Annotated in this window: 7 protein-coding genes; all 7 read left to right on the forward strand. The window is 67.4% G+C overall.

Features of this window, described 5'->3' with window-relative positions; translation table 11 throughout:
• Positions 1 to 3: 3 nt before the first annotated feature.
• From J2X67_RS18630 to J2X67_RS18660, 7 genes are read left to right on the forward strand one after another with little or no spacing between them, the layout of a single operon-like run.
• Positions 4 to 741, forward strand: coding sequence for an alpha/beta fold hydrolase (locus tag J2X67_RS18630; RefSeq protein WP_309955166.1), 738 nt, complete (start codon positions 4 to 6; stop codon positions 739 to 741).
• Positions 719 to 1,405, forward strand: coding sequence for a 4'-phosphopantetheinyl transferase superfamily protein (locus tag J2X67_RS18635; RefSeq protein WP_309955168.1), 687 nt, complete (start codon positions 719 to 721; stop codon positions 1,403 to 1,405). The genes J2X67_RS18630 and J2X67_RS18635 overlap by 23 nt, the downstream gene beginning before the upstream one ends.
• Positions 1,402 to 6,723 carry a non-ribosomal peptide synthetase gene (locus J2X67_RS18640; RefSeq protein ID WP_309955170.1) on the forward strand — a complete coding sequence of 1,774 codons (5,322 nt, stop codon included), beginning with the start codon at positions 1,402 to 1,404 and terminating at the stop codon, positions 6,721 to 6,723. Before J2X67_RS18635 ends, J2X67_RS18640 begins: the two co-directional genes overlap by 4 nt.
• Complete coding sequence (locus J2X67_RS18645) at positions 6,723 to 11,327, forward strand: SDR family NAD(P)-dependent oxidoreductase (RefSeq protein ID WP_309955172.1); 4,605 nt, start codon at positions 6,723 to 6,725, stop codon at positions 11,325 to 11,327. Before J2X67_RS18640 ends, J2X67_RS18645 begins: the two co-directional genes overlap by 1 nt.
• Positions 11,324 to 14,656, forward strand: coding sequence for an amino acid adenylation domain-containing protein (locus J2X67_RS18650; RefSeq protein WP_309955174.1), 3,333 nt, complete (start codon positions 11,324 to 11,326; stop codon positions 14,654 to 14,656). The genes J2X67_RS18645 and J2X67_RS18650 overlap by 4 nt, the downstream gene beginning before the upstream one ends.
• Positions 14,656 to 22,524 (forward strand): non-ribosomal peptide synthetase, encoded by a 7,869-nt coding sequence (locus tag J2X67_RS18655; RefSeq protein WP_309955175.1) that lies wholly within the window; start codon positions 14,656 to 14,658, stop codon positions 22,522 to 22,524. The genes J2X67_RS18650 and J2X67_RS18655 overlap by 1 nt, the downstream gene beginning before the upstream one ends.
• Complete coding sequence (locus J2X67_RS18660; protein WP_309955177.1) at positions 22,524 to 26,639, forward strand: amino acid adenylation domain-containing protein; 4,116 nt, start codon at positions 22,524 to 22,526, stop codon at positions 26,637 to 26,639. The genes J2X67_RS18655 and J2X67_RS18660 overlap by 1 nt, the downstream gene beginning before the upstream one ends.
• The last annotated feature ends 15 nt before the right edge of the window (positions 26,640 to 26,654 follow it).

Here is a 26,654-nt window from a genome sequence, read left to right on the forward strand (position 1 = left end):
CGCGTGGAGACCAGCGTATCGCTGCTGTGCCTGCCGTGCGCGGGTGCCAGCGCCACGATGTACCTGCGCTGGCGCCGCCTGCTGCCGCAATGGATTCGCATCGTGCCGGTGGAGTTGCCAGGCCGCGGTAGCCGCTCGGCCGAAAGCCTGGTTTGCGATTTCGACAGCCTCGTGGCGCAGATCTGCGCGGAGCACTCCGGAGCCATGCGCGGCAACTTCGCAATCTTCGGCCACAGCATGGGCGCACTGCTGGCCTACGGCATTGCATGCCGGCTGCGCACGATGGGGCGCGCGTTGCCCTTGGCACTGCTTGCCTCAGGCACTTCGGCGCCCAGCCGGCGTGACCCTGCGCGCTTCGCCGGAAAAACCGACGACGCATCGCTGGTTGCCGACCTTCGCAAGCAGGGCGGAACACCCGAAGAAGTTTTTGCAAGCGCGGAGTTGATACGCATCACCCTCGATGTGCTCGGCGCCGACTACCGCTTGTGCGAAGGCTTTCGCCATGCGGCCGAAGCGCCGCTGCCGATGCCGCTGCATGTGTTTGCGGGGCGCGATGACGACATCGAAGCCGAAAGCATACGCGCCTGGTCGGCCGAGGCGGGCGGCGTCTTCACGCTCGACTGGTTCGATGGCGGCCATTTCTTCATCAGGCAGCAAGAAACCGCCTTTCTGGCCGCGCTCTCGCAGCGCCTCGGCCAGGTTGTGGCTGGAGATCGCCATGCGGCTCATGCCCTTGCCTGATCCGGTGGCCGAGGGCATCGAGGTGTACTGCCTTCACTTCGACCTGGCCGCAGAGCCGCTGGCAGCGCGCCGGCAACTGACGCCCGCTGAACGCGCGAAGGCCGACCGGTTCGCAAGAACCGCCGATCGCGTGCGCTTCACTGAAACGCGCGCCGCGCTCCGCGCGCTGCTTGCAGGGCGTGTGGGCTGCGCGCCGCATGAAGTGCCGCTTGCATCGGGCGCGCACGGCAAGCCGTACCTCGACCTTGCAGGCAGCGCGCCGCCGTTCAACCTTTCGCACTCGGGTGCGCATGCGCTCATCGTGCTGGGCGATGCCGCAGTGGCAAGCGAAGTGGGTGTCGACATCGAAGAGTGCAAGGCCGACGTAGACGCGGACGCTATTGCAGCGTTGGCCTTTACCGGGCGCGAATGCAATGAGCTGCACGCGGCCGCAGATCGGCTGCACGCGCTCTACAGCCGCTGGGTAGCGAAGGAGGCGGTGCTGAAGGCCATTGGCGTCGGTGTGGCCGGGCACCTCAAATCCATTGGCATTCACCACGGCGCCCAAGGGCAGATTGCCCTCGAGTGCGCCGATCCCGAATGGACAAATTTCAAAGCCGTGGCGATCCAGGTGCCACCCGGCTACGCAGCCGCCATTGCGTGGCGCGCAAAGGAACCGAAATGACCGATATGCCGCAGAAGGCAAACCCGCAGCCGAAGAATTTTGTTGCGCACCTGCGCACGCTCGCGCAAACGCGGCCGGAGGACATCTGGCTGACCGTGGCGGGCACGGTGAATGGCGAATTCCACGAAGAGCCGATCAGCTACGGCGTGTTCGAGCGCCGGGTGCGCGCGCTCGCGGCGCGGCTCCAGCAGCAGTTTGCCAAGGGCGAGCGCGCACTCATCATGCTCGACAACGGCGACCACTATGCGGTGTGCATGCTGGCCTGCTTCTACAGCGGCGTGATCGCGGTGCCGGTGTTTCCGCCCGAGTCGATGCGGCCACAGCACCTGGCGCGGCTCACCGGCATTGCCGCCGATTCGCAGGCGCGCTGCGTGCTGACTTCGGCTGCCATCTCGCGTGCGATGAATGCGGCCAGCGAATTCGCCGGTGCGCAAATCATCGCGGTCGACGCGGTGGAAGCGGCGTTCGCCGACGAATGGGAGCCCTTCGACCCCGCCGACGGCGACATTGCTTTCCTGCAATACACCTCGGGCTCGACCTCCGCCCCCAAGGGCGTGATGGTGACCCACGGCAACCTGATCGCCAACGAGATCGCCATGACACACGGCATGGATGTGAGGCCAGGAGACAAGTTCGTGTGCTGGGCGCCGCTCTATCACGACATGGGCCTGATCGGCGGCCTGCTGCTGCCGCTCTTCAACGGCATTCCGCTGGTGCTCACTTCACCGGGGTACTTTCTCGAACGCCCGGTTCGATGGCTCGAGCTCATCTCACGCCACCGCGCCACCCACAGCGGCGGGCCCGATTTTTCGTTTCGCCTGTGCCTGGAGCGCGTGAACGACGCGCGGCTCGCGCAGCTCGACCTTTCGAGCTGGCGTGTCGCCTACACGGGCGCGGAGCCGGTGCGCGCGGACACGGAAACGGAATTCATCGAACGCTTTGCGCCCGCGGGATTCGACCCCAACGCGGCCTACCCTTGCTATGGCCTCGCGGAGGGCACCCTGTACGTGACCGGCGGCCTGCGCGGCGGCGGCATGGTGGCATGCACCTTCTCTTCCGACGACCTGGCGCGGGGCGCGGGCGTACCGGCCACCGAAGGCACAGTGCTGGTCGGCTGCGGCGTGGCAGCGCCAGGCCATCGCGTCGAAATCGTCGATGCGGAGACGCTGTCGGCGGCGGCACCCGGAAAGATCGGCGAGATCTGGACCAGCGGCCCGAGCATTTGCCTCGGCTATTGGGGCAAGGAGCGCGAGACGCGCGAAACCTTTGTGGAGCGAGACGGCGAGCGCTGGCTGCGCACCGGCGACCTCGGCTTCATGCACGAAGGCCAGCTATACGTGACAGGGCGAATCAAGGACCTGATCATCGTCCGCGGCCACAACATCTATCCGCAAGACATCGAGCGGATCATCGAGGCCGAGGTCGATGCGGTGCGCAAGAGCCGTGTCGCCGTCTTTGCGGTGCAGGGCGCGGAAGGCGAAGGCATCGGCGTTGCGGCCGAAGTGTCGCGCAGCATGCAAAAGCTGGTGCCGCCGCAGGTGCTGGTCGATGCACTGGGCGCCGCCGTGAGCGAAGTGTTCGGCGAGCCGCTCTCTGTCGTGCTGTTGCTCAACCCCGGCGGCCTGCCCAAGACCACCAGCGGGAAGCTGCAGCGCAGCGCCTGCCGCGCGGGCTGGAAAGACGGCACGGCCGACGCCTATGCCGTTTACCAGTACGGCACCTTCGTGCGAGGCGGCGGCGCAGAGGCCACCACCACCGAGGCGCCGCTCGACGAGCTTGAACTGGCGCTCGCCGCCATCTGGCGCGAGGTCTGGAAACACGGCGACGATCGCCCCCTGGGGCGCGATGCGCATTTTTTCAACAGGGGCGGAAGCTCGCTCACAGCCACGCAAGCGGCCTCGCGCATCTCGGCGCACTGGCAAATCGATTTTCCGGCGCGCATGCTGTTCGAGCAGCCGCGCCTGCAGGCCTGCGCCGCGGCCATTCGCCAGCTGCAGTCACAGGGCCTACGTCCGCGGAGCGCGCCGGTGCCCGTTCTCTCGGCAGAACGCCGGCTGTTGCCGATGCCGCTTTCGCATGCACAAGAGCGCCAGTGGTTCCTTTGGCAGATGGACCCGCAAAGTGCGGCGTACCACGTGAGCGGCGCGCTTCGCCTCACCGGAGCAGTCCATGCCGATGCCTTGCGCGCCGCGGCCGACGATCTTGTCGCGCGCCACGAATCGCTGCGCACGGTGTTCAGCGCCGCCGCCGATGGCGGTGCGGAGCAATGGATAAAGCCTTCAGGCGACCTGCCGTTTGCGCTGCTGGACTTGCGCAGCCTCGAAGCCCGCGAACGCGACGAGCAACTCGCGGAACAAACCCGGCGCCTCAAGGCCGAGCCCTTCGACCTGACGCAGGGCCCGCTGCTGCGCGCCGCGCTGATCCGCATCGACGACGAGACCCACGTGCTCGTGGTGGTCATGCACCACATCGTTTCCGACGGTGCCTCGATGCAGTTGCTCATCGACGAGCTGGCGGCGGGTTATGCCGCACACCTGCACCCGGGCACAGATGCGAAACGCCCGACCGCGCCGCGCATCCAGTACGCGGACTACGCGCTCTGGCAGCGCGACTGGCTTGCGGCAGGCGAGGGCGAACGGCAACTGGCCTGGTGGCGCGCGCAACTCGGCGACACGCATGAAGTGCTCGACTTGCGCACCGACCACCCGCGCAAGCCCCAGGCCGGTTACAGCGCCGCGCGGCATGCCTTCGAACTGCCGGGCGGCCTGTTGACCAAGCTGCGCGGCCAGGCCGGTGCGCAGGGTGCAACGCTCTTCATGGTGCTGCTCGCGGGCTTCCAGGCACTGCTGCACCGCTACACGGGGCAGCAAGACATCCGCATCGGCGCGCCGATTGCCAACCGCAATCGCATGGAAGCCGAAAGCGTGGTGGGGCTGTTCGTCAACACGCTGGTGCTGCGCAATTCCATCCACGGCCGCCTGGGCGCCTCGCGCGTGCTGGCACAGGCCCGCGAGGCCGTGCTGGGCGCGCAGGCCAACCAGGACCTGCCTTTCGAGCAGTTGGTGCAGGCACTGCAACCCGAGCGCAGCCTGAGCCGGACGCCCTTGTTCCAGGTGATGTTCAACCATTTGTTCGAGGACTACCGCGCATTCGCGCAGCTGCCCGGCATTGCGGCAGAAGACCACCCGCTACCCGACCTCGCGGCCCAATTCGAACTCACGCTCGAAGCACGCGAAAGGCCGGACGGTCATTTGTCGCTGTCGTTGATCTATGCGGCTGAGTTGTTCGAGCCGGACACCATCGAGCGCATGGCTGGCCACTACGTCGCCGTCCTGCAGGTGCTGGCCGACAGGCCCGATCTGCCGATAGGCGACATCCCCCTGCTCGGCGCCCCCGAGCAGGCACGGTTGGCGCAATGGGGTGTGAACTCGCACCGCGAGCCGCAACCCGAGCCCGTGCACCGCATGATCGAGCGTCAGGCGCGAACGCGGCCCGAAGCCACCGCGCTGCTCTTCGCCGACGAGTCGCTGAACTTCGCTGAACTGAACCGCCGGGCCAACCGCCTCGCGCATCGGTTGATCGGACTCGGCGTCAAGCCCGAGGTGTTGGTTGGCATCGCAATGGAGCGTTCCGTCGAGATGGTGGTGGCGATTCTCGGCGTGCTCAAGGCCGGCGGCGCCTATGTGCCGCTCGACCCGGAATACCCGGCGGAACGCCTGGCCTACATGGTGCAGGACAGCGGCATCGGGCTGCTGCTCACCCAGCGCAGTCTTGCCGATTGCGTGCCCGACCGCCGCGCATTGACCGTGCTCCAAGTCGACACTGCCAACCTCGCCAGCGAGCCCGACAGCGATCCGCGGGTCGACCTGCACGCCGAGAACCTTGCCTACGTGATCTACACCTCGGGCTCTACCGGCAAGCCCAAGGGGGCGGCCATCCGCCATGGCGCGCTGCACAGCTGCATGGTGTGGATGCAGAACATCTACCGGCTTACCTGCGACGACACCGTGCTGCACAAGGCGCCGTTCGGTTTCGACGTGTCGGTGTGGGAGCTTTTCTGGCCGATGACTTCCGGGGCGCGGCTGGTGGTGGCCAACCCCGGCGACCAGCGCGATCCGGCCCGCCTGGTCGAGCTCATCCGGCGCCACCAGGTCACCACGCTCAACTTCGTGCCTTCGATGCTGCAGGCCTTTCTGGCGCACGAGGGCATTGAAGCCAGCACGCGCCTGCGCCACATCATCTGCGGCGGCGAGGCCATGCCGGCCGAAACGCAGAAAGAAACGCTTGAACGCTTGCACGGCGCGGGCCTGCAAAACCTCTACGGCCCCACCGAGACCACCATCCATGTCACCCATTGGGCTTGCCGCCTGTATCCCGATGACGGCGGCCACAGCCAGGTGCCCATCGGCCGGCCGATCAGCCACACCAGCACCCATGTGCTCGATGCCGACCTGAACCTCGTGCCGCAGGGCGTCGCAGGCGAGCTGTACCTGGGCGGTATCAGCCTGGCCCGGGGCTACCTGAAGCGAGCCGGCCTGAGTGCGGAGCGCTTCGTGGCCGATCCCTTCGACAGCGAAGGCGGCGCAAGGCTCTACCGCACCGGTGACCTCGTGCGATGGAACGCCGAAGGGCAGCTGGAATACCTCGGCCGCATCGACCATCAGGTGAAGATCCGCGGTTTGCGCATCGAACTGGGTGAGATCGAGGCACAGCTGCTGGCGCAGCCCGAGGTGCGCGAGGCCGTGGTCGTGGCGAAGGAAGGCTCGGCTGGCGCGCGACTGGTCGCTTATCTCGCGCCGCATGCGGATCAAATCATCGACACCGCCGCGCTCAAGGACCGCCTTGCCCAAGTGCTGCCCGACTACATGGTTCCGCGTACCTTCGCCGTGCTCGACAGCCTGCCGCTCAACGCCAATGGCAAGGTCGATCGCAAGGCACTGCCGGAGCCCGTCGTTACCAGCGACGTGGCCTACGAAGCACCGCAAGGCCACATTGCGAAGACCTTGGCCGCCGCCTGGTCCGAGGTGCTGAAGGTCGAGCAGGTCGGCCAGCACGACAACTTCTTCGACCTCGGCGGCCATTCGCTGCTCCTGATCCGTGCGCACCGGCTGCTGGAAGACCGGCTGCAGATTGCGATTCCGGTTGTCAACCTTTTCAAGTACCCAACCATCGAATCGCTCGCCCGTTGGATCGAACAGGCACCGGCCGGCGCCACATCGTTCGCTGCCTCTGCTGCTGCCGCAGCTGGAGATGACCGGGCGCTGCGACAACGCGCCGCCATGCTTCAACGCCGCAAGGCCACAGAGAGAGTCAACTGATGCCAGCCTTTCAAGCACTCCCTGAGCCGACGGGCATCGAGATCGCCATCGTCGGCATGGCCGGGCGTTTTCCGGGCGCCGACGATGTGGACGCCTTCTGGCGCAATGTGCAGGGCGGCGTGGAGTCGGTGTACCGCTTCACGGACGACGAGTTGCGCGCACGCGGCGTGCCGCAAAGCCTGCTGGACGACCCCGAATACGTGAAGGCCGGCGTCAGGTTCGAGGGCTTCGACCAGTTCGATGCCGGCTTCTTCGGCTACACGCCGCGCGAGGCCGAGACCCTCGATCCGCAGCAGCGCATCTTTCTGGAGTGCGCCTGGGCGTCGCTCGAGCACGCGGGCTGCGACACCGCGCGCTGGCCCGGCAAGGTGGGCGTGTATGCCGGCGAGGGCACCAACCTGTACCTCATCCGCAACCTGCTTCCGTCATTCGGCCTTGGCGCAGAGAGCGGCATTGCAGACCTGCTGGGCCTGATGAACGGCAACTCGGGCGGTTCGCTGTGCACGCGCGTGGCCTACAAGCTCGACCTTCGCGGGCCTGCGGTCACCGTGCAGACCGCCTGCTCGACGTCGCTCGTGGCGGTGCATACCGCATGCCAGGCGCTGCTGGGCCACGATTGCGATATGGCGCTGGCCGGCGGCGTGTGGCTCAACCTGCTGCAAGAAGGCGGCTACCGCTACCAGTCCGGCGCCATCCTCTCGCCCGACGGCCACTGCCGCGCCTTCGACGCAAAGGCCGCGGGCACGCTCATCGGCAGCGGCGCCGGCGTGGTGGTGCTCAAGCGGCTCGACGACGCGCTGCGCGACGGCGACACCGTCCATGCGGTAATCAAGGGCTCGGCCGCCAACAACGACGGCGCGGCCAAGGTCGGCTTTACAGCGCCCAGCGTCGACGGCCAGGCCGAGGTCATTCGCGCGGCGCAGCTCATTGCGGGCGTGGCGGCGGACACCATCGGCTACGTGGAAGCGCACGGCACCGGCACCACGCTGGGCGATCCGATCGAGCTTGCCGCGCTCACCCAGGCGTTTCGCGCCGATACCGAGCGGCGCGGCTTCTGCGCGATTGGTTCTGTCAAAACCAACATCGGCCATCTGGATGCAGCCGCTGGCGTGGCGGGGCTCATCAAGGCGACGATGGCGCTCAAGCACCGCGTGCTGCCGCCGAGCCTCAATTTCGAACAGCCCAACCCGCAGATCGATTTCGCGGCGAGCCCGTTCTATGTGAACACCGAAGCGCGCGCCTGGGCCGAAGGGCGCGTGCCGCGCCGCGCCGGTGTGAGCTCCTTCGGCATTGGCGGTACCAATGTGCACGTCGTGCTCGAAGAAGCTCCGGCAGCGGTCGCGAATGCGGCAACGGCAACCGCAACGGCGCCGGCCTGGCAGGTCTTGCCCCTGTCCGCAAAGAACGAGGCGGCACTGGCGCAAGGCCGCACGCAACTCGCGGAGCATCTCCAAGCACAGCCTGCGCTGCCCCTGCACGACGTGGCTCACACTTTGCAAACGGGCCGCCGCGCCTTCGCGTGGCGCAGCGCCGCGGTTGCGAGCGACACCCTGATGGCCGCGCAAATGCTGTCGTTTCCAGGCGCCGAATTGCGCAAGGTACCGGCCTCCGCGCCCGAGGTGGTGTTTCTCTTTCCCGGCAGCGGCAGCCAGCACGTCTTCATGGGCGCTGCGCTCCACCGCGAAAGCGCCGTGTTCCGCGAGGCACTCGATCGCTGCATCGGCTTGCTGCGCTCCCAGGGCGGCATCGACCTGCAACCGCTGCTGTTCCCTGCAGCCGGTGACGAAGCATTGGCAAACGAACGCCTGTTCCATATCGAGGTGGCGCAGCCAGCGCTTTTTGCCGTCGAATATGCAATGGCCCAGTGGTGGCTGCACTGCGGCGTGAAGCCCGCGTTGATGATGGGGCACAGCCTCGGCGAATACGTTGCCGCCTGCGTGGCGGGCGTGTTCTCGCTGGAAGATGCGCTGCGCATCGTCGCCGAGCGCGCCCGCCTCGTGCAGGCGCTGCCCGCTGGCGCCATGCTCTCGGTGCCGCTGCGCGAGTCCGAACTCGCGCCTTTCCTCGAGATGGGCTGCGACCTTGCCGCGGTAAACGGAGAACAGCTCTGCGTACTCGCGGGCACGCCCGAGGCCATTGCGCGCGCTGAAGAAGAACTTCGCGCGCGCCAGCATTCGCCGCGCCGTTTGCACGTTGCGGTGGCTTTCCATTCGCGGCTCGTCGATCCGGCGGTTGCCGCGCTGGAGCAGCTGATTGCATCCGTGCCGCGCCATGCACCGCACATTCCGTTCATCTCCAACCTCACCGGGCTGCCGATCAGCGCGCAAGACGCCACCAGCCCCGCATACTGGGGCCGGCACTTGCGCCACACGGTTCGCTTTGCCGAAGGCCTCGCCCACATCTTCGGCAAGCCCGGACGGGCGGTGCTCGAAGTGGGCCCCGGCGAAACGCTGACCGGGCTTGCACGCCAGCATTCGGGTGCCGGCCCGGCCGCGGGCATCTGGGCCAGCCAGGCGCATGCACAGCAGACCGCGCGCAACAGCCAGCAATTGGCAAATGCGGTTGCGGGCCTGTGGACAGCGGGTGTCGACATCGACTGGGCCGCATGCCATGAGGGCGCCGAACGCCGCCGCGTGCCGCTGCCGACTTACGCCTTCCAGCGCCAGCGGTACTGGGTGGAGGCCGGCGGCCCCGCAGTGCCTCCCGCGCAGGCCGAGGATATTTTCTATGCGCCGAACTGGCAGCGCAGCGCGCCATTGCAGCCTGCCGAAGGGTTCGCAGAACGCCAGGGCAGCACGCTCATATTGGGCGATGCGAACAGCTTCACCGACCGGCTCGCCCGCACGCTGCGGGAGCGCGGCGAAAAAGTGGTGCTGGCGCTGCGGGGCCCGCGCTTCGCACGCACCGCGCCAGGGCAGTACACCGTGCGGCAAGCCGAGCGCGCCGACCATGACGCATTGCTGCGCGAAGCAGAGGCCGAAGCCGGCCCGGTGCGGCGCATCCATCATTTGTGGAGCCTGGACGGCCACCAGCCCGCTCCGCCGCATGCCGACGCCTTGGACAGCGGCTACTTCAGCCTGCTCGCACTCGTGCATGCGCTCGACGCCCTGGGCTTGTCCGGCCGCGCTCCGACGGCGCTGACCATCGTCACCGACGGCCTCGAGGACGTTTCCGGCATGGAGCCCCTGGCGCCCGAAAAGGCAACCCTGCTGGGCATCGCCAAGGTATGGGGCCAGGAATATCCATCGGTCTCGTGCCGCGTCATCGACGTGGTATTGCCCGCACCGGAAAGCGCCGCTGAAACCGATCTGGCCCGCCGCGTCGCCGACGAGGCGGCCTCGGCACGAGACGATTTTGTGGTCGCCTATCGCGGCCCTCATCGCTGGCTCAAGAGCTACGAGCCATTGCCGATGCAGCCCGCCACGCCGCGGCTGCGCGAGGGCGGTGTGTACCTTATTACCGGCGGCATGGGCGGCGTGGGCCTGGCGCTGGCGCGGCACCTGAGCCGCGCATGGAAGGCCCGCCTGGTGCTGCTTGGCCGCACGCCGCTGCCCGCACGCGGCGAATGGGAGCGCATGGCCGCATCGGCCGACGAGCCCGCTGCGCTGCGACGCAAGCTGCGGCAGTTGATCGAACTTGAAGCCACAGGCGCGCAAGTGCTGACGCTGGCCGCCGACGTGACCGATGCCGCGCAGCTGCGCGACGCGCTTGCGGCAGCGCATGCGCGCTTTGGCACCGTCAACGGCGTGGTCCACGCGGTGATGGACCCGGGCCTCGGAATGATCGCCCAGCGCACCCGCGTGCAGGTGGAAGCGGCGTTCGCGCCCAAGGTGGCAGGCACTCGAACGCTGCTTGCGGCGGTACGCGAAGAGCCGCTGGACTTCGTGCTCTTCTGCTCCTCGATTGCCACGCTTGCCGGCGGACTGGGCCGCAGCGACTATGCGGCTGCCAATGCCTATCTCGACGCCCTGGCGGTAGCGCATCGCCGCACATCGGCGCTGCCGGTGTTCTCGGTCAATTGGGATGCATGGCGTGACGTCGGTTCGGCGGCCGACATGGACCTGCCGGAGGGTGTCGGCCTTGACGAGCGCACCGGCGTGCTCGCCTTCGAGCGCATCGTCAACGGCCCCGACCTGCCGCAGACGGTGGTCTCCGTTTCGCCGCTCGCGCCGCGCCTTCGCCCACTGGGCAACCTGCTGGACGCGGTGGAGGCGCAGGATGCCGCAGGCGCGGCACCGGCCGGCGAATTGCGCGCGAGCCATTCGAGGCCACCGTTGCCCACAGCGTACGCCGCGCCTGAAGGCGAACTGGAAGAAGGCCTGGCTGCGCTCTGGACCGAGGCACTCGGCATTTCGCCGGTGGGCGCGCACGACAACCTGTTCGAGCTCGGCGGCGATTCGCTCCTGGCGATTCGCCTGCTCTCCCGCGTGCGCAAGGCCTACGGCGTAGAGCTGCAGCCCGCGGATTTCTTCAAGGCGCCCACCGTGGCCGAGCTGGCCGCATTGATCGAGCTGCGGCTGATCGAGGAGATCGAGCGCGAAGCCCAGGCCACCGCAGACCCGCAACCGGCAACCGATCGCATCACCGCAGGTTTTTCATCATGAGCGAGACATCCCATCTTTCCGAACGGCGCTCCCGCCTGTCGCCCGAGCAGTTGAGCCTGCTGCAAAGCCGCCTGAAGCAGGGCGGCAACGCGGCACCCCTGCGCGAGAGCATCGTGCGTGGCCATGTCGCCGGCCCCGTGCCCGTTTCGTTCGCGCAGCAGGGGCAGTGGTTCCTGTGGCAACTGAACCCCGCCGACACGGCCTATCACGTTGGCGGCGGTCTTGGCTTTTCTGGCCCGCTCGATGTGGCGGCGCTGCAAGACGCGATGCAGTCGCTCGCCCGGCGCCACGAAGCACTGCGGACGGTGTTCGGCCCGGGCGCCGAAGGGCTGCCGGAACAGCGCATTCTGGAAGAAGTGCGCATCAATATTCCCTTTGCCGATTTCAGCCTGCTCGATGCGGCAGCGCGCGAATCCCGCTACGACGAAGCGGTGGCCCAGGTTTGCCGCGCCCCTTTCGACCTGACCGCCGGCCCCTTGCTGCGTTGCGCCTTGCTGAAGATGGCGGCCGGCGAGCACCAGCTGCTGCTCATGATGCATCACATCGTTTCCGATGCATGGTCCGTCCAGCTCATGCTGGACGACCTTGCGCAGGCCTACGCGCTGCGGGTGCAGGGCTTGCCGGACACGCGGCCCAAGCCCGAGATCGGCTATGTCGACTTCACGCTGTGGCAACGCAAGTGGCTTGCAGACGGCGAGGGCGAAAGGCAACTTGCCTACTGGCGGAAGCGCCTCGGTGCGAGCCAGCCGGTGCTTCCGCTGACCACCGACCGGCCGCGTTCCGCCGATGCGCAGTACAGCGCCGCGCAGCATTCGCTCGACATACCGGCGGGCCTTGCCGAGGGGCTCAGGCAGCTCGCGCGGGCGCAGGGCGGCACCTTGTTCATGGCGCTTCTGGCGGCCTTTCATGCGCTGCTGTTCCGCTACACGGGCGAGAACGAAATTCGCGTGGGCGTGCCCGCCTCGGGTCGCGGCCGGCCGGAGGCGGCGGGCGTCATCGGCGTCTTCATCAACACGCTGGTGCTCGATGCGCGGCTTGGTGCGCACACCCTCCTGGCGGACCTCCTGACGCAGGTTCGCGACACCTCGATCGAAGCGCAGGCGCACCAGGACTTGCCGTTCGAACGCCTGGTGCAGGCATTGCGCGCGGAGCATGGGCACGGCGCGGCGTCGCTGTTCCAGGTGATGTTCAATCACCTCGGGCAGGGGGACCAGCCGCTGCGTGGCTGGCCCGACCTGCGCGTGCGGCGCATCGACCTGGAGCAGCGCGCCGCCCCCTTCGAGCTGACGCTGGAAACCATCGAGCGTGAAGACGGCGGCATCCAGGCCAACTTCCGCTATGCGGCCGAACTGTTCGAGCCCGGCACCATCGAGCGCATGGCGGGCTGCTATCAGCGCGTGCTCGAAGCCTTGGTGAAACTGCCGGCTTCGACGTTGGGCGAGATCGAGCTGCTCTCCGAGACAGATCGCGCGCAGCTCGCGCAGTGGGGTGTCAACACCCATCGCCGGGGCGAAGCGCAAACGGTGCACCGCCTCTTCGAGCAGCAGGCGGCCGAACTTCCCGATGCCATTGCCCTCGTTTTCAACGATAAAACCCTGGGCTACGGCGAACTGAACCGCCGTGCCAACCGATTGGCCCACAGGCTCGTGCAAGAAGGCGTTCGGCCCGAGGTGAAGGTGGGAGTGGCGCTGGAGCGCAGCGTCGAGCTGGTGGTCGGCCTGCTCGCCATCCTGAAGGCTGGCGGCGCTTATGTGCCGCTCGACCCGGAATACCCGGCCGATCGCATTGCCTACATGGTTGAAGACAGCGGCCTCTCGCTGGTACTGACGCAAGAGCGCCTGAGAGAGCGGCTACAACTGCCGGCCGGCGTACCGGTGCTCGCGCTCGACACGCTGGACCTTGGCGGCTATCCGCAAACCGACCCGGCTGTGGCACTCGACAGTGACAACCTGGCCTATGTGATCTACACATCGGGTTCGACCGGCAAGCCCAAGGGCGCTGCCAACCGCCATGGCTCGCTCTACAACCGGCTGGTGTGGATGCAGCAGGCCTACGCGCTCGGCGAAGCGGACACGGTGCTGCAGAAAACGCCGTTCAGCTTCGACGTGTCGGTGTGGGAGTTTTTCTGGCCGCTGATGTTCGGCGCCAGGCTGGCCGTGGCCAAGCCCGGCGACCATCGTGAACCCGCGCGGCTCGCGCAGCTGATTCGCGCGCATGACGTGACCACGCTGCACTTTGTGCCATCGATGCTGCAGGCCTTTCTTGCGCACCAGGGCGTGGAGGCTTGCACCAGCCTGCGACGCATCGTTTGCAGCGGCGAGGCACTGGCCGCAGAAGCGCAGAACGAAGTCTTCAGGCGATTGCCGCAAGCCGCGCTCTATAACCTGTACGGCCCCACGGAAGCCGCCATCGACGTGACGCACTGGAGTTGCCGCGACGACGGGCGCAGCCAGGTGCCGATCGGCCGGCCGATCGATGACACGCAAACCTACGTGCTCGATGCCGAATTGAACCTGGTGCCACCGGGCGCCGCGGGCGAGCTCTACCTGGGCGGCGCCGGTCTTGCACGCGGCTACGTGCGCCGCGCTGCGCTCACCTCCGAACGCTTCGTGGCCGACCCGTTCGACAGCCAAGGCGGCGCAAGGCTATACCGCACCGGCGACCTTGTGCGCTGGAACAGCGAGGGCCAGCTCGACTACCTGGGCCGCATCGATCACCAGGTGAAGATCCGCGGATTTCGCATCGAACTGGGCGAAGTCGAGGCGCAACTGCTCGCGCAACCCGCGGTGCGAGAGGCCGTTGTCGTGGCGGGCCAAGCCGCGGGCGGCGCGCGGCTCGTGGCCTATGTGTCGGCGCAGGCGGGGCATGCCATCGACACGGCGCGCCTGCGCGAGCAACTGGGCCGCACATTGCCCGACTACATGGTGCCCGCGCTCTTCATGGTGCTGGAGACCCTGCCGCTGAACGCCAACGGCAAGGTCGACCGCAAGGCGCTGCCCGAACCCGACCGCGCGAGCGCCCATGCCTACGAGCCGCCCCGGGGCGGCATGGAAGAAGCACTCGCTGCCATATGGGCCGAAGTGCTCGGCGTGGAGCGCGTGGGTCGTCACGACAACTTCTTTGAACTCGGCGGGCATTCGCTCATGTCCGTGCAGGTCGTCGCGCGGGTGCAGGGCGCCATGCACGCGGACCTGACCGTCGCCGACGTTTTCAGGCAACCCGTTCTCATGGACATGGCCGCACTCATTGCAGATGCCGGCGAAAGGAAACCCGTGGCCCAGTCTCTTTCAGACATCGACGCATTCATGGACAGCCTGGAGGTCGCTTGATGGACATCACCGCCACGCATGACCAGATCGGCAAGCGGTTTTCGCGTCTCAACCCGGCGCAGCGCCGCGCGGTGTACCAGAAGATCCAAGCCGAGGGCCTGACCATCGGGCAGTTTCCGATTCTCCAGCGCGACGAGGCAGCGCGCGTTGCCTGCGCACCCTCGTATGCGCAGATGCGCCAATGGTTTCTCTGGCAACTGGAGCCGGGCAGCTCGGCCTACCATATCTCGGGCGCGCTGCGGCTTGCGGGCACGCTCGACCGGGACGCGCTGCAAGCGAGCTTCGATGCCCTGGTCGAGCGGCATGAGTCGCTTCGCACGGTGTTCCGCGCGAACGCCGAAGGCCTGGTCGAACAGGTGGTGCAGCAGCGCGCGGGCCTGGAGATTCCGCTCATCGATCTTGCTGCGCTTCCGGCCGGTGAGCGCGACAAAAGGGCGGACGACGAAGCGCGTCGCATTGTCGAGGCTCCGTTCGACCTGACCGCCGATCAGCTGCTGCGGGTGGCGCTGATCCGCCTTCATGACGAAGAACATTTGCTCGTCGTCGTGATGCATCACATCGTGTCCGACGGTTGGTCGCTCAAGATCCTTGTGGACGAGTTTGCGGCCCATTACCGCGCGCGCGCCAATGGGCAGCCATCTCGGTTGCCAGCCTTGCCGATCCAGTACGCCGACTATGCCGTATGGCAGCGGCACTGGCTGGAGGCCGGCGAGACGGAGCGGCAACTCGACTACTGGAAGGCGCATCTCGGCAGCGAGCACCCGGTGCTGCAGTTGCCTGTGGACCGCCCGAGGCGCAGCGACGGCCGGTACCGCGCGGCGCGGCATGACGTGGCATTGCCGCAGCAGCTGGCCGACGCGCTGCACAAGCGCGCACAAGCCCAGGGCGCGACGCTCTTCATGGTGCTGCTCACGGGGTTGCAGGTGCTGCTGCACCGCTACACCGCGCAGCAAGACATACGCATTGGCGTGCCGGTTGCCAACCGCCACCGCGTGGAAGCCGAAAAGGTCATCGGCTTTTTCGTCAACACCCAGGTGCTGCGCAATGTGCTCACCAGCCGCACGAGCCTGCTGCAGGCACTGGAAGCCACGCGCAACGCGGCGCTGGGGGCACAGTCGCACCAGGACCTGCCTTTCGAGCAGCTGGTCGAAGCCCTTCAGCCCGAGCGCAGCCTTGGCACCGCACCGCTGTTCCAGGTGATGTTCAACCACCAGCGGCGCGATCTTGGCGCGCTGCAAAACCTGCCCGGCCTGAGCTTGCAGGAACACGAACTGGGCGGCCAGGCTGCACAGTTCGAGCTCACGCTGAGCGTCATCGAAGATGCCCAAGGCCATGCAAAAGCCAGCTTTCACTACGCGCAAGAACTGTTCGATGCACAGACCGTGGCGCACATGGCGGGGCACTACCTTGCAGTGCTCGGCGCCCTGGCCGAAAACCCCGCGCAAGCGGTAGGAGACGTCGACCTGCTTGCACCCGCCGAGAAAGCACGGCTCGCGCAGTGGGGCGTCAACCCGCCGGCCGGGCAGGGCAGCGAGCCCGTGCATCGCCTCATGGAGCGCCAGGCTCGCGAGCGCCCCGATGCCACGGCACTGCTGATGGGCGACGAAGCACTGAGCTATGGCGAGCTCGACCGCCGCGCCAACCGCCTGGCCCGCCGGCTCGTTGCGCTGGGGGTAAGGCCCGACACACGCGTGGGCATTGCTGTGGAGCGTTCGTTCGACGCGGTGATCGGCCTGCTCGGCATTCTGAAAGCCGGCGGCGCCTACGTCCCGCTGGACCCCGAGTACCCCGCGGACAGGCTGGCCCATATGGTTGCCGACAGCGGCATCGACCTGCTTGTGACGCAAAGCCACGTGAGGGCGCGCATCCCTGCTGGCGACCACGTGCGTGTCCTTCAGCTCGACACGCTCGCGCTCGATGAGGGGCCTGCCCATTCGCCAGCCATTGAGGTGCATGCGGGCAACCTGGCCTACATCATCTACACGTCGGGTTCGACCGGCATGCCCAAGGGCGTGATGGTTTCGCACGGGCCCTTTGCTGCGCATTGCGTGGAAACGGCCGTGCTGTACGAGATGGGCCCCCGGTCCTGCGAACTGCACTTCCTGTCTTTCTCGTTCGACGGTGCGCACGAGCGCCTCTTCACGGCCCTGTGCTGCGGCGCTTCGCTGCTGCTGCGCGATGCATCGCTTTGGTCCGCCGAGCAGACGCTGGACACAATGCAGCGCCACGGCGTTACCAACGCGGGCTTTCCGCCGGCCTATCTGCGCCAGCTGGCCGACTGGGCGCGCGACACCGGCCGTTGTCCACCGGTGCAGCTGTATTCGTTCGGGGGCGAGGCCATGTCGCGCGAAGGCTTCGATGCGGTGCGTCGGCACCTCAAGCCCGAGCTGCTGATCAACGGCTATGGCCCCACCGAAGCGGTCGTTACGCCGATGCTGTGGAAGGTCGACGGCGCAGCGAGCTTCGAAGAGGGCTATGCGCCCATCGGCCGGCCCGTGGGCGACCGCAGCGCGCGCGTGCTCGACGCCGATCTCAACCTTGTGCCGCGCAATGTTGCCGGCGAGCTGTACCTTGGCGGCGAGGGCCTGGCACGCGGGTACCTGCACCGCGCGGCGCTCACCGCTGAGCGCTTCGTGGCCGACCCGTTCGACACCAAGGGAGGGCGGCTCTACCGCACCGGCGACTGGGTGCGCTGGCGCGACGACGGCCAGCTGGAGTACCTGGGCCGCATCGACCACCAGGTGAAGGTACGTGGTTTTCGCATCGAGCTTGGCGAGATCGAGGCGCAACTGCTGGCCCAGCCGGAAGTGCGCGAAGCGGTGGTTGTTGCGCGCAACGGACCTGCCGGCGCACGGCTGGCGGCGTATGTGTCGCTGAAGGCCGGGCAGTCCCTGGGCGCTCCGGCATTGAAGGAGCAGCTCGCGCGCGCCTTGCCGGACTACATGGTGCCTTCGACCATCGTGGTGATCGATGCGCTGCCGATCGGCCCTGCCGGCAAGGTCGATCGACAGGCCCTGCCTGAGCCAGAGCTCCTGCAGGACGACAAGGCCCACGAGGCGCCGGCCGGCGAGGCCGAAGAGGCGATTGCCAAAGTATGGTGCGGCGTTCTCGGACTTGAGCGGGTGGGCCGCAACGACAACTTCTTCGAGCTGGGCGGCGATTCCATCCTGAGCCTGCAGATCGTGGCACGGCTGCGCCTTGCGGACTGGAAGGTCAGCCCCAAGCAGATCTTCGAGCGGCAGACCGTGGCACAGCTTGCAGGCGCGGCCGAACCCGTTGGCGATGCAAGGGGCGCGGCGGCAGGCGATGCGGCGGGCGAGGCGCCCCTGCTGCCGTTCCAGCATGCGTTCTTCGAAATGCGGATGCCGGTGCGCAACCACTGGAACCAGGCGGTGCTGCTGAAATGCGGCCAGCCCTTGCAGCTGGCCGCATTCAGGCAGGCATTGCAGGCCGTGGTGCGGCATCACGACAGCCTGGGCCTGCGCTACAGCCAGGACGCTGAAGGCACATGGCACCAGCACTACGCCGCAATGCCAGAGAACGAACTTGCCGAGCTGCTGTGGGTGCGCAAGGCGCGCGATGCGCGGCAGCTCGAAGCGCTCTGCGATGAAGCGCAGCGCAGCCTCGACCTGGCGCGCGGCCCTCTGCTGCGTGCGCTCGCCGTCGAGTTGCCGGGTGGAGAGTTTCGCCTGCTGATCGCCATTCACCACATGGTGGTCGATGGCGTGTCGTGGCGCATCCTGCTGGAAGACCTGCAGGAAGCGTACCGCCAAGCCCTCGCAAGCCAGGCCATTGCGCTGCCTGCCAAGAGCAGCAGCTACAAGGACTGGATCACTGCATTGCAAGGCTATGCCGCCACCCGTGCCGAGGGAATCGGCCATTGGGCCGCGCTGGCGCAAGTTGCCGCCAACCTGCCATGCGCTCGTCCCGACGGGTCGAACACCGCTGCTGACCAGCAGGCCATCGAACTCCGCCTGGACACTGCGACGACACAAGCGCTGTTGAAAGACGCACCCGCGGCTTACCGTACACAGGTCAACGACCTGCTGCTGACAGCGCTCGGCCGTGCGCTGTGCACATGGGCGGGGCATGACAAGGTGCTGGTCGATCTTGAAGGCCATGGCCGCGAAGACCTGTTCGATCGCATCGACCTGTCTCGCACAGTCGGATGGTTCACCACGCTGTTCCCCGTTGCGCTCGATCCGCTGGGCGAACCCGGCGCTGCCATCAAGCGCGTGAAAGAAAGCCTGCGCGCCATTCCAGACAAGGGCATTGGCCATGGCGTGCTCAAGTACCTTGGCAGCCCCGCGCAGCAGCAGGCGCTGCGGGGGCTGCCCCAGGCCCAGGTGGTTTTCAACTACCTGGGCCAGTTCGATGCCGGCTCCGATGAGCGCGCGCATTGGTTGCTGGCCGACGAGGCAAGCGGCGCCCCGGTGGATGGCGGCGCACCGCTCACGCACGAGTTTTCGGTCAACGGCCAGGTGCACGAAGGCATGCTGGCGCTGCGCGTGAGCTACAGCCAGGCCCGCCACGACCGCAGCGCCGTCGAGGGCTGGGTGCAGCGCTTCCAGCAGGAGCTTGAAGCGCTGGTCGCACATTGCACCAGCGGCGCACATGGCATCACGCCGTCGGACTTTCCGCTGGCCCGCATCGGTGCGCAGCAGCTCGATGCCTTGCCGCTGCCTGCTTCGAACCTGGCAGACCTGTACCCACTCTCGCCGATGCAGGCCGGCATGCTGTTCCACAGCCTGTATGCGCCCGGGGGCAGCGCCTACGTCAACCAGCTGCGCGTCGATATCGACGGGCTCGATGTGGTGCGCTTCAAGGCGGCATGGCGTGCAGTGCTGGAGCGGCACAGCGTGCTGCGCACCGGTTTTCTTGTGGGTGAACCGGCCTTGCAATGGGTTGCGCGGCATGTGGACTTGCCGATGGCCGAGCATGACTGGCGCGACCGCGGCGACGTGGCCGGCGCGCTCGATGAGCTGGCGCAGGCGCAGCTCGCGCAGGGCTTCGACTTGGCGCAGCCGCCGCTGATGCGCTTTGTGCTGGTGCACACGCAGGGCGACAAGCATCACTTCGTCTGGACCATGCACCACCTGCTGCTGGACGGCTGGAGCACCTCGCAGCTCATGGGCGAAATGCTGCGGCACTACGCTGGCGAAACTCTCGCTGCGCCGGGTGGCCGCTATGCGGACTACATCGCCTGGCTGCAGCGGCGCGACGGAGCGGCCGATGAGCGCTATTGGCGCGAGCAGCTGGCGCGAGTGGAAGGCCCGACCTGGCTGGCCAACGCCTTGCCCAAGCCGCACGATGCCCCGGCAGGCCACGGCATGCACCGCTGCGAGATCGACGCGCGGCGCACGCGCACATTGATGGAAGCGGCCAGGCGCGAACGCGTGACCCTCAACACGCTGGTGCAGGCCGCATGGGCGCTGCTGCTGGCACGCCACACGGGGCAGCGCACGGTGAGCTTTGGCGCCACCGTGGCGGGCAGGCCGGTGGAGCTGCCTGGCGCCCAGCAGATGCTCGGGCTTTTCATCAACACGCTGCCGGTCATTGCGACGTTGCAGCCGGCACAGCGCGTTGGCGACTGGTTGCGCGAACTGCAGGCGAGCAACCTCGGCGCGCAGGAGCATGAGCACACGCCGCTCTACGAAATACAGCGCTGGGCCGGGCAGGGCGGTCAAGACCTGTTCGACAGCATCGTGGTGTTCGAGAACTACCCGCTCGACCAGGCGCTCAAGCAGGGCGCACCCGACAGGCTGCGCTTCGGCGAGGTCTGGAACCGCGAGGAAACCAACTACCCGATGACGCTTTCCGTCAACCAGGGCGAGACCCTGGTTCTGAGCTACAGCCATTCGCGCAGTCAGTTCGGCGAATCGACCGTGGAAGCGCTCGCGCTGCGCATGGTGCAGTTGCTCGATCTGCTCGCGTCTTCACCCGATGCGCACGTGGGGGACATCGGCCTGCGGGGCGAAGACGAAGCGGCACCGCCGATGGCCGAGCCCGCGAAAGCGTTGCACCCCGAAGAAGTCGCGCAGCCCGTGCATCGCTGGTTCGAACGGCAGGCCGCCATGCATCCGGACGCGACCGCGGTGGTCTTCGGCGAAGCAAAGCTGAGCTACGCCGAGCTCGACGCACGCGCCAACAAACTCGCGCACCGGCTCATCCGCCTTGGCGTGGCGCCTGAAGTAAAGGTGGGCATCGCGGTCGAACGCTCCATCGAAATGGTCGTGGGTCTGCTCGGCATCCTGAAGGCCGGCGGCGCCTATGTGCCGCTCGACCCCGAGTACCCCGCCGAGCGGCTGGCCTACATGGTCGAGGACAGCGGCATTCGCCTGCTGCTCACGCAGGGCCATGTGCAGCCCAGGCTTTCAGCGCAGGGCGATGTGCGCGTGCTGATGCTCGACGACGCGGGCCTGAACGCCGAGCCGGCGCATGCGCCCGACGTGCGTGTGCATGCCGACCATCTCGTCTATGTGATCTACACCTCCGGCTCGACCGGCAGGCCCAAGGGCGCGCAGCTCACCCACCGCAACGTGACGCGGCTGCTGGACTCGACGCAGCCCTGGTTCGGCTTCGGTCCGCAAGACGTGTGGACGAACTTCCATTCGTACGCTTTCGACTTTTCTGTGTGGGAAATCTTCGGTGCCCTGTGCACCGGCGGCAAGCTGGTGGTGGTGCCATTCTGGATCAGCCGCTCGCCCGACGATTTTGTGGCGTTGCTGCGCGAGCAGGAGGTGACCGTGCTCAACCAGACCCCGTCTGCTTTCAGGCAGTTGGTTCACAGCGCGGCGTTGGCTGCGGGTGAACGCCTGCCGCTGCGCTGCGTGATCTTCGGCGGCGAGGCCCTGGAGCCGGAGAGCCTGCGGCCGTGGATCGACCGCTTCGGCGACCGGCAGCCGCAGCTCATCAACATGTACGGCATTACCGAGACCACCGTGCACGTGACCTACAGGCCCATTGTGAGCGCCGATCTGGACACGCAGAGCAGCCCCGTGGGCGCCTGCATTCCCGACCTTGGCATGTGCGTGCTCGACGGCGACCTCAACCCGTTGCCGGTGGGCGTAGCCGGCGAGCTTCATGTGTCGGGCGCGGGCCTGGCGCGCGGCTACCTCGACCGTGCCGGACTCAGCGCGGAGCGCTTTGTCGCCGCGCCCTTCGGTCCTCCTGGCGAGCGGCTCTACCGCACGGGCGACCTGGTCCGCTGGCGCGGCGACGGCCAGCTCGACTACCTGGGGCGCATCGACCACCAGGTGAAGATCCGCGGCTTTCGTATCGAGCTTGGCGAGATCGAGGCGCAGCTGCTTGCGCAGCCCGAAGTGCGCGAGGCGGTGGTGCTCGCAAGAGAGGGCGCGGGCGGCACGCGGCTCGTGGCCTATGTGTCGGCGCGCGCGGGGCAGGCGGTAGATGCCGCAATGCTGCGCGAGCGGCTGCTGCAGAAGCTGCCCGACTACATGGTGCCCGCGGCGCTGATGGTGCTCGACGCCGTGCCGCTCAATTCGAACGGAAAGGTCGACCGCAAGGCGCTGCCCGATCCGGAGATTGCGGGCGGCAATACCTACGCAGCGCCGATCGGAGAGGTGGAGAGTGCGCTCGCCGCCATCTGGGCCGAGGTGCTCGAGGTGGAGCGCGTGGGCCGGAGCGACAACTTCTTTGAGCTGGGAGGCCATTCGCTGAGCCTCCTGGCGGTGCAGGCAAAGGTGCAGAAGCAGCTTGCGGTGCAGTTGCCGCTCAAGCGCTATTTCGAAAACCCGACGCTGGCCGCAATGGCCGGCGCCGTGCAGCAAGAGGTGGGCACAGCGGCTGAAGGATGCTCGGAAGACCTCGCGCAGATGGCCGCACTGCTCGACCTTCTGGAGGATTGATGGAGATCGACAAGAACAGCATTGCAGACCGATTCGCGCGACTGCCCCGCGAAAAGCAGAAAGCGTTTCTCGGCCTGCTGCAAAAGCAGGGGGTGGACTTTGCCAAGCTGCCCATCGTGCCCCTGCCGGCCGGAACGAAGGCCGAACCTTCCTATGCGCAAATGCGCCAGTGGTTTCTGTGGCAGCTGGACCCGAAGAGCACGGCGTACCACATCTCCGGCGCATTGAAGCTGCATGGGGCGCTCGACATCGATGCCCTGAAGAACAGCTTTGCGGCACTGCTGGAGCGTCACGCGTCGCTTCGCACGGTGTTTCGGCCGGATGCGCAGGGCCTGTGCGAACAGATTGTGCAAGAGCGAGCAGATCTCGACATTGCGGTGATCGACGTGGCGCAAGAGCCGGGCGACGCGGAGGCGCTTGCGCGAGAAGAAGCCCGCCGGCTTGGCGCGACGCCGTTCGACCTTGCAGCTGGCCCGCTGATGCGCGTGGGCGTGATCCGGCTTGGGCCGCAAGTGCATGTGCTTGTGCTGGTAATGCACCACATCGTTTCCGATGGCGGCTCGCTGCACCTTCTGGTGGGAGAGTTTGTTGCGCAGTACCGTGCGCGGGTGCTTGGCGGCCGCGTCGACCTGCCGCCGCTGCCGATACGCTACATCGACTACGCGGCATGGCAGCGCAACTGGCTGGAGGCCGGCGAAAAAGAAAGGCAACTCGCCTACTGGACCGAACGCCTGGGTACGGGCAACCCGGTGCTTCAGCTGCAGGCCGACCACAGCCGTCGGCCAGGCGGCCACTACACCGCGGCCAGGCACCGCGTCGATCTTGCGCCGGAGCTGGTGCAGGCGCTGCACAAGCGCGCGCGCAGCGGGAGAGCAACGCTCTTCATGGTGCTGCTGGCAGCCTTCCAGGCGCTGCTGCATCGCTACAGCGGGCAGCAGGACATTCGCGTGGGCGTGTCGGTGGCCAACCGCCACCGCGCAGAGACCGAAGGCGTCATCGGGCTCTTCGTCAACACGCAGGTCATGCGCAGCGCGGTCGAAGGCCGCATGAGCCTGGCAGAGGTACTCGCACAGGCGAAGGAAGCCGCCATAGGCGCGCAGGCGCACCAGGATCTGCCTTTCGAACAACTGGTGGACGCATTGCAGCCCGAGCGCAGCCTGAGCGTGAACCCGCTGTTCCAGGTGATGTTCAGCCACGACCGCACCGATTCGCGCACGCTGAAGCAGTTGCCCGGCCTTGCGCTCGAAGACTATGCGCTGGCCGCACCAGTGGCGCAATTCGAACTGGTGCTGAACACCAGCGAAGATGCCGACGGGCGCCTGCATGCGAGCTTCATCTATGCGTCGGAGCTGTTCGAGCCCGCCACCATCGAACGCATGACCGCGCACTATGTGGCGACGCTCGGTGCGCTGGCCGATGACGAAGGGCGTGCGGTAGGCGACATCGCCCTGCTCGGCGCGCCCGAGCAGGCCCAGCTTGCCGCCTGGAGTGTGAACCCCCAGCGCGAGCCGCAGCTCCAGCCCGTGCACCGCCTGGTCGAGCACCACGCCCGCCAGCAGCCCGAGGCCACCGCGCTGCTCTTCGCGGACGAGGCCCTGAGCTTCCATGAGCTGAACCGCCGCGCCAACCGCCTGGCCCACCGCCTGATCGCCCTGGGCGTCGGCCCCGATGTGCTCGTGGGCATTGCCATGGAACGCTCCGTCGAGATGGTCGTTGCCCTCCTGGGCGTGCTCAAGGCCGGCGGCGCCTACCTGCCCCTGGACCCCGACTACCCCGCCGAGCGCCTGGCCTACATGGTGCAGGACAGCGGCATCGAACTGCTGCTGGCCCACCGTGCCACGCGCGACTGTCTGCATGACCGCAGCAGCTTGGCCACGCTGGAGCTCGACAACCTCGACCTCGGCGGCGAGCCCGAGGCCGATCCAGGCGTGGCCTTGCATGGCGAGAACCTCGCCTACGTCATCTACACCTCGGGGTCCACCGGCAAGCCCAAGGGCGCCGCCATTCGCCACGACGCCTTGCACAGTTGCATGGCCTGGATGCAGCGCACCTACGGCCTTACCCGCGAAGACACCGTGCTGCACAAGGCGCCCTTCGGCTTCGACGTCTCCGTCTGGGAGCTGTTCTGGCCCCTTACCGCCGGTGCAAGGCTGGTGGTGGCAAACCCCGGCGACCAGCGCGATCCGGCCCGCCTGGTCGAACTCATCCGGCGCCACCAGGTCACGACGCTGAACTTCGTGCCCTCCATGCTGCAGGCCTTCTTGGCGCACGAGGGCATCGAGGCCAGCACCCGGCTCAAGCACATCATCTGCGGCGGCGAGGCCATGCCCGCCGAGACGCAGAAGGAGACGCTGCAGCGCCTCCAGGGCGCCACGCTGCAGAACCTGTACGGCCCCACCGAGACCACCATCCACGTCACGCGCTGGACTTGCCGGCTGCATCCCGATGACGGTGGCCAGCGCCTGGTGCCCATCGGCCGGCCGATCACCGACACCCGCGCCTATGTGCTCGACGGCGAGCTCAACCTGGTGCCGCGCGGCGTGGCCGGCGAGCTGTACCTGGGCGGCGTGAGCCTGGCGCGGGGCTACCTGAAGCGCCCGGGGCTGAGTGCGGAGCGCTTCGTGGCCGATCCGTTCGATGCGAAAGGCGGACGGCTCTACCGCACGGGCGACCTGGTGCGCTGGAACACCGAGGGGCAGATCGAGTACCTGGGGCGCATCGACCACCAGGTGAAGATCCGCGGGCTGCGCATCGAGTTGGGGGAAATCGAAGCGCAACTGCTGGCGCAGCCGGAGGTGCGCGAGGCCGTCGTCGTGGCCAAGGAGGGGCCGGGCGGCGCGCGGCTGGTGGGCTATGTCTCGGTGCATGCCGAACATGCGGGGCAGGCGATCGACACCGCAATGCTCAAGGAGCGCCTGGGCCGGGTGCTGCCCGACTACATGGTGCCGCGGCTCATCGTCACGCTCGATGCCTTGCCGCTGAGCGCCAATGGCAAAGTGGAGCGCAAGGCGTTGCCGGAGCCCGAAGCGCTGCACGGCGAAGGCGCGCACGAAGCGCCGCAAGGCGATGCCGAAGAGGCGCTGGCCGCAATCTGGCGCAATGTGCTGGGCGTGGCGCGCGTGGGGCGCGGCGACAACTTCTTCGAACTGGGCGGCGATTCGCTGTTGAGCCTCAAGCTCATCGCGCATATTCGCAAGCAATTGCCCGGCGGTAGCCACATGGGCCTGGCCGACGTGATGCAGTCCGCAAGCCTGCGCGAAATGGCCGCGCGTATAGACCAACGCGCCGGGAGCGCCAACGACGCCGTCTGCCTGCATGCCGGTGGCGCGGGCGTGCCGCTCTTCTGCCTGCCTGGCCTCATCGTCAACTCGCGCGAGTTTCAGCCGCTGGCGCGCGCGGTGCAGGGCGACCGGCCGGTGTATGCCTTTGTGAGCCACGTCTACACGCGCAAGCGCTGGCGCGGTTTTGCCATTCGCGAGCTCGCGGCCGAGTATGCGGATTTCATCGTCAGCACTGCCGTCGGCGGCCGATGCGCCTTGCTGGGCTGGTCGCTCGGCGGCGACCTGGCTTTCGAAGTGGCGCGGCAACTGCAGGGCCGCATCGACATCGTGTTCTTCGGCGCGGTCGATGTGTTCGAGTCGGAGCCGATGGTTCCCCAGCACAGCTTGTTGCCAGCACAGCGGCAGCAGGCCGACGAGGTGCTGGCCGCATGGCTTGCACGGTCGAGCATGGCGGCGCAATGGAAGGAGCTGTTCACCCGCATGACCGATGCGGAGCAGGCCTGGGTGGCCGAGCAGCTGCTGGCCCCCACCTGGGTGTCGCCGCTCGACGGTGCCGGCGACGAGGCTTATGAGTACCTTCTGTGGGCCACGCTCGACAGCCGCGTGCAGTCTGCGCATTACGCGCGCTACACGCAGGCCAAAACCGACTTGCCCGTGGAGGTGTTCCATGCCGAGCGCTCGCTGCAGGCGCCGGGTGTGCTGCGCCGCTGGCCGGAGCGCGCCCGCGTGCTCTCGACCGAAGTGGTGCCGCGCACCGGGCACCTGGACATCATTCGGGATGCACAGTTCGGCGCCACGGTGAAGAACCGCCTGCTGGCGCTCGACGCCGCCTAGCGGCCACGCAACGCA

Source organism: Variovorax sp. 3319 (genome assembly GCF_031456585.1).
Taxonomy (GTDB): domain Bacteria; phylum Pseudomonadota; class Gammaproteobacteria; order Burkholderiales; family Burkholderiaceae_C; genus Variovorax; species Variovorax paradoxus_P.

Bases quoted from the DNA above. Each gene is read 5' to 3' on its own strand.
- J2X67_RS18635 (WP_309955168.1), top strand. From the start codon at position 719: ATGCGGCTCATGCCCTTGCCTGATCCGGTGGCCGAGGGCATCGAGGTG.
- J2X67_RS18640 (WP_309955170.1), top strand. From the start codon at position 1,402: ATGACCGATATGCCGCAGAAGGCAAACCCGCAGCCGAAGAATTTTGTT.
- J2X67_RS18645 (WP_309955172.1), top strand. From the start codon at position 6,723: ATGCCAGCCTTTCAAGCACTCCCTGAGCCGACGGGCATCGAGATCGCC.
- J2X67_RS18650 (WP_309955174.1), top strand. From the start codon at position 11,324: ATGAGCGAGACATCCCATCTTTCCGAACGGCGCTCCCGCCTGTCGCCC.
- J2X67_RS18655 (WP_309955175.1), top strand. From the start codon at position 14,656: ATGGACATCACCGCCACGCATGACCAGATCGGCAAGCGGTTTTCGCGT.
- J2X67_RS18660 (WP_309955177.1), top strand. From the start codon at position 22,524: ATGGAGATCGACAAGAACAGCATTGCAGACCGATTCGCGCGACTGCCC.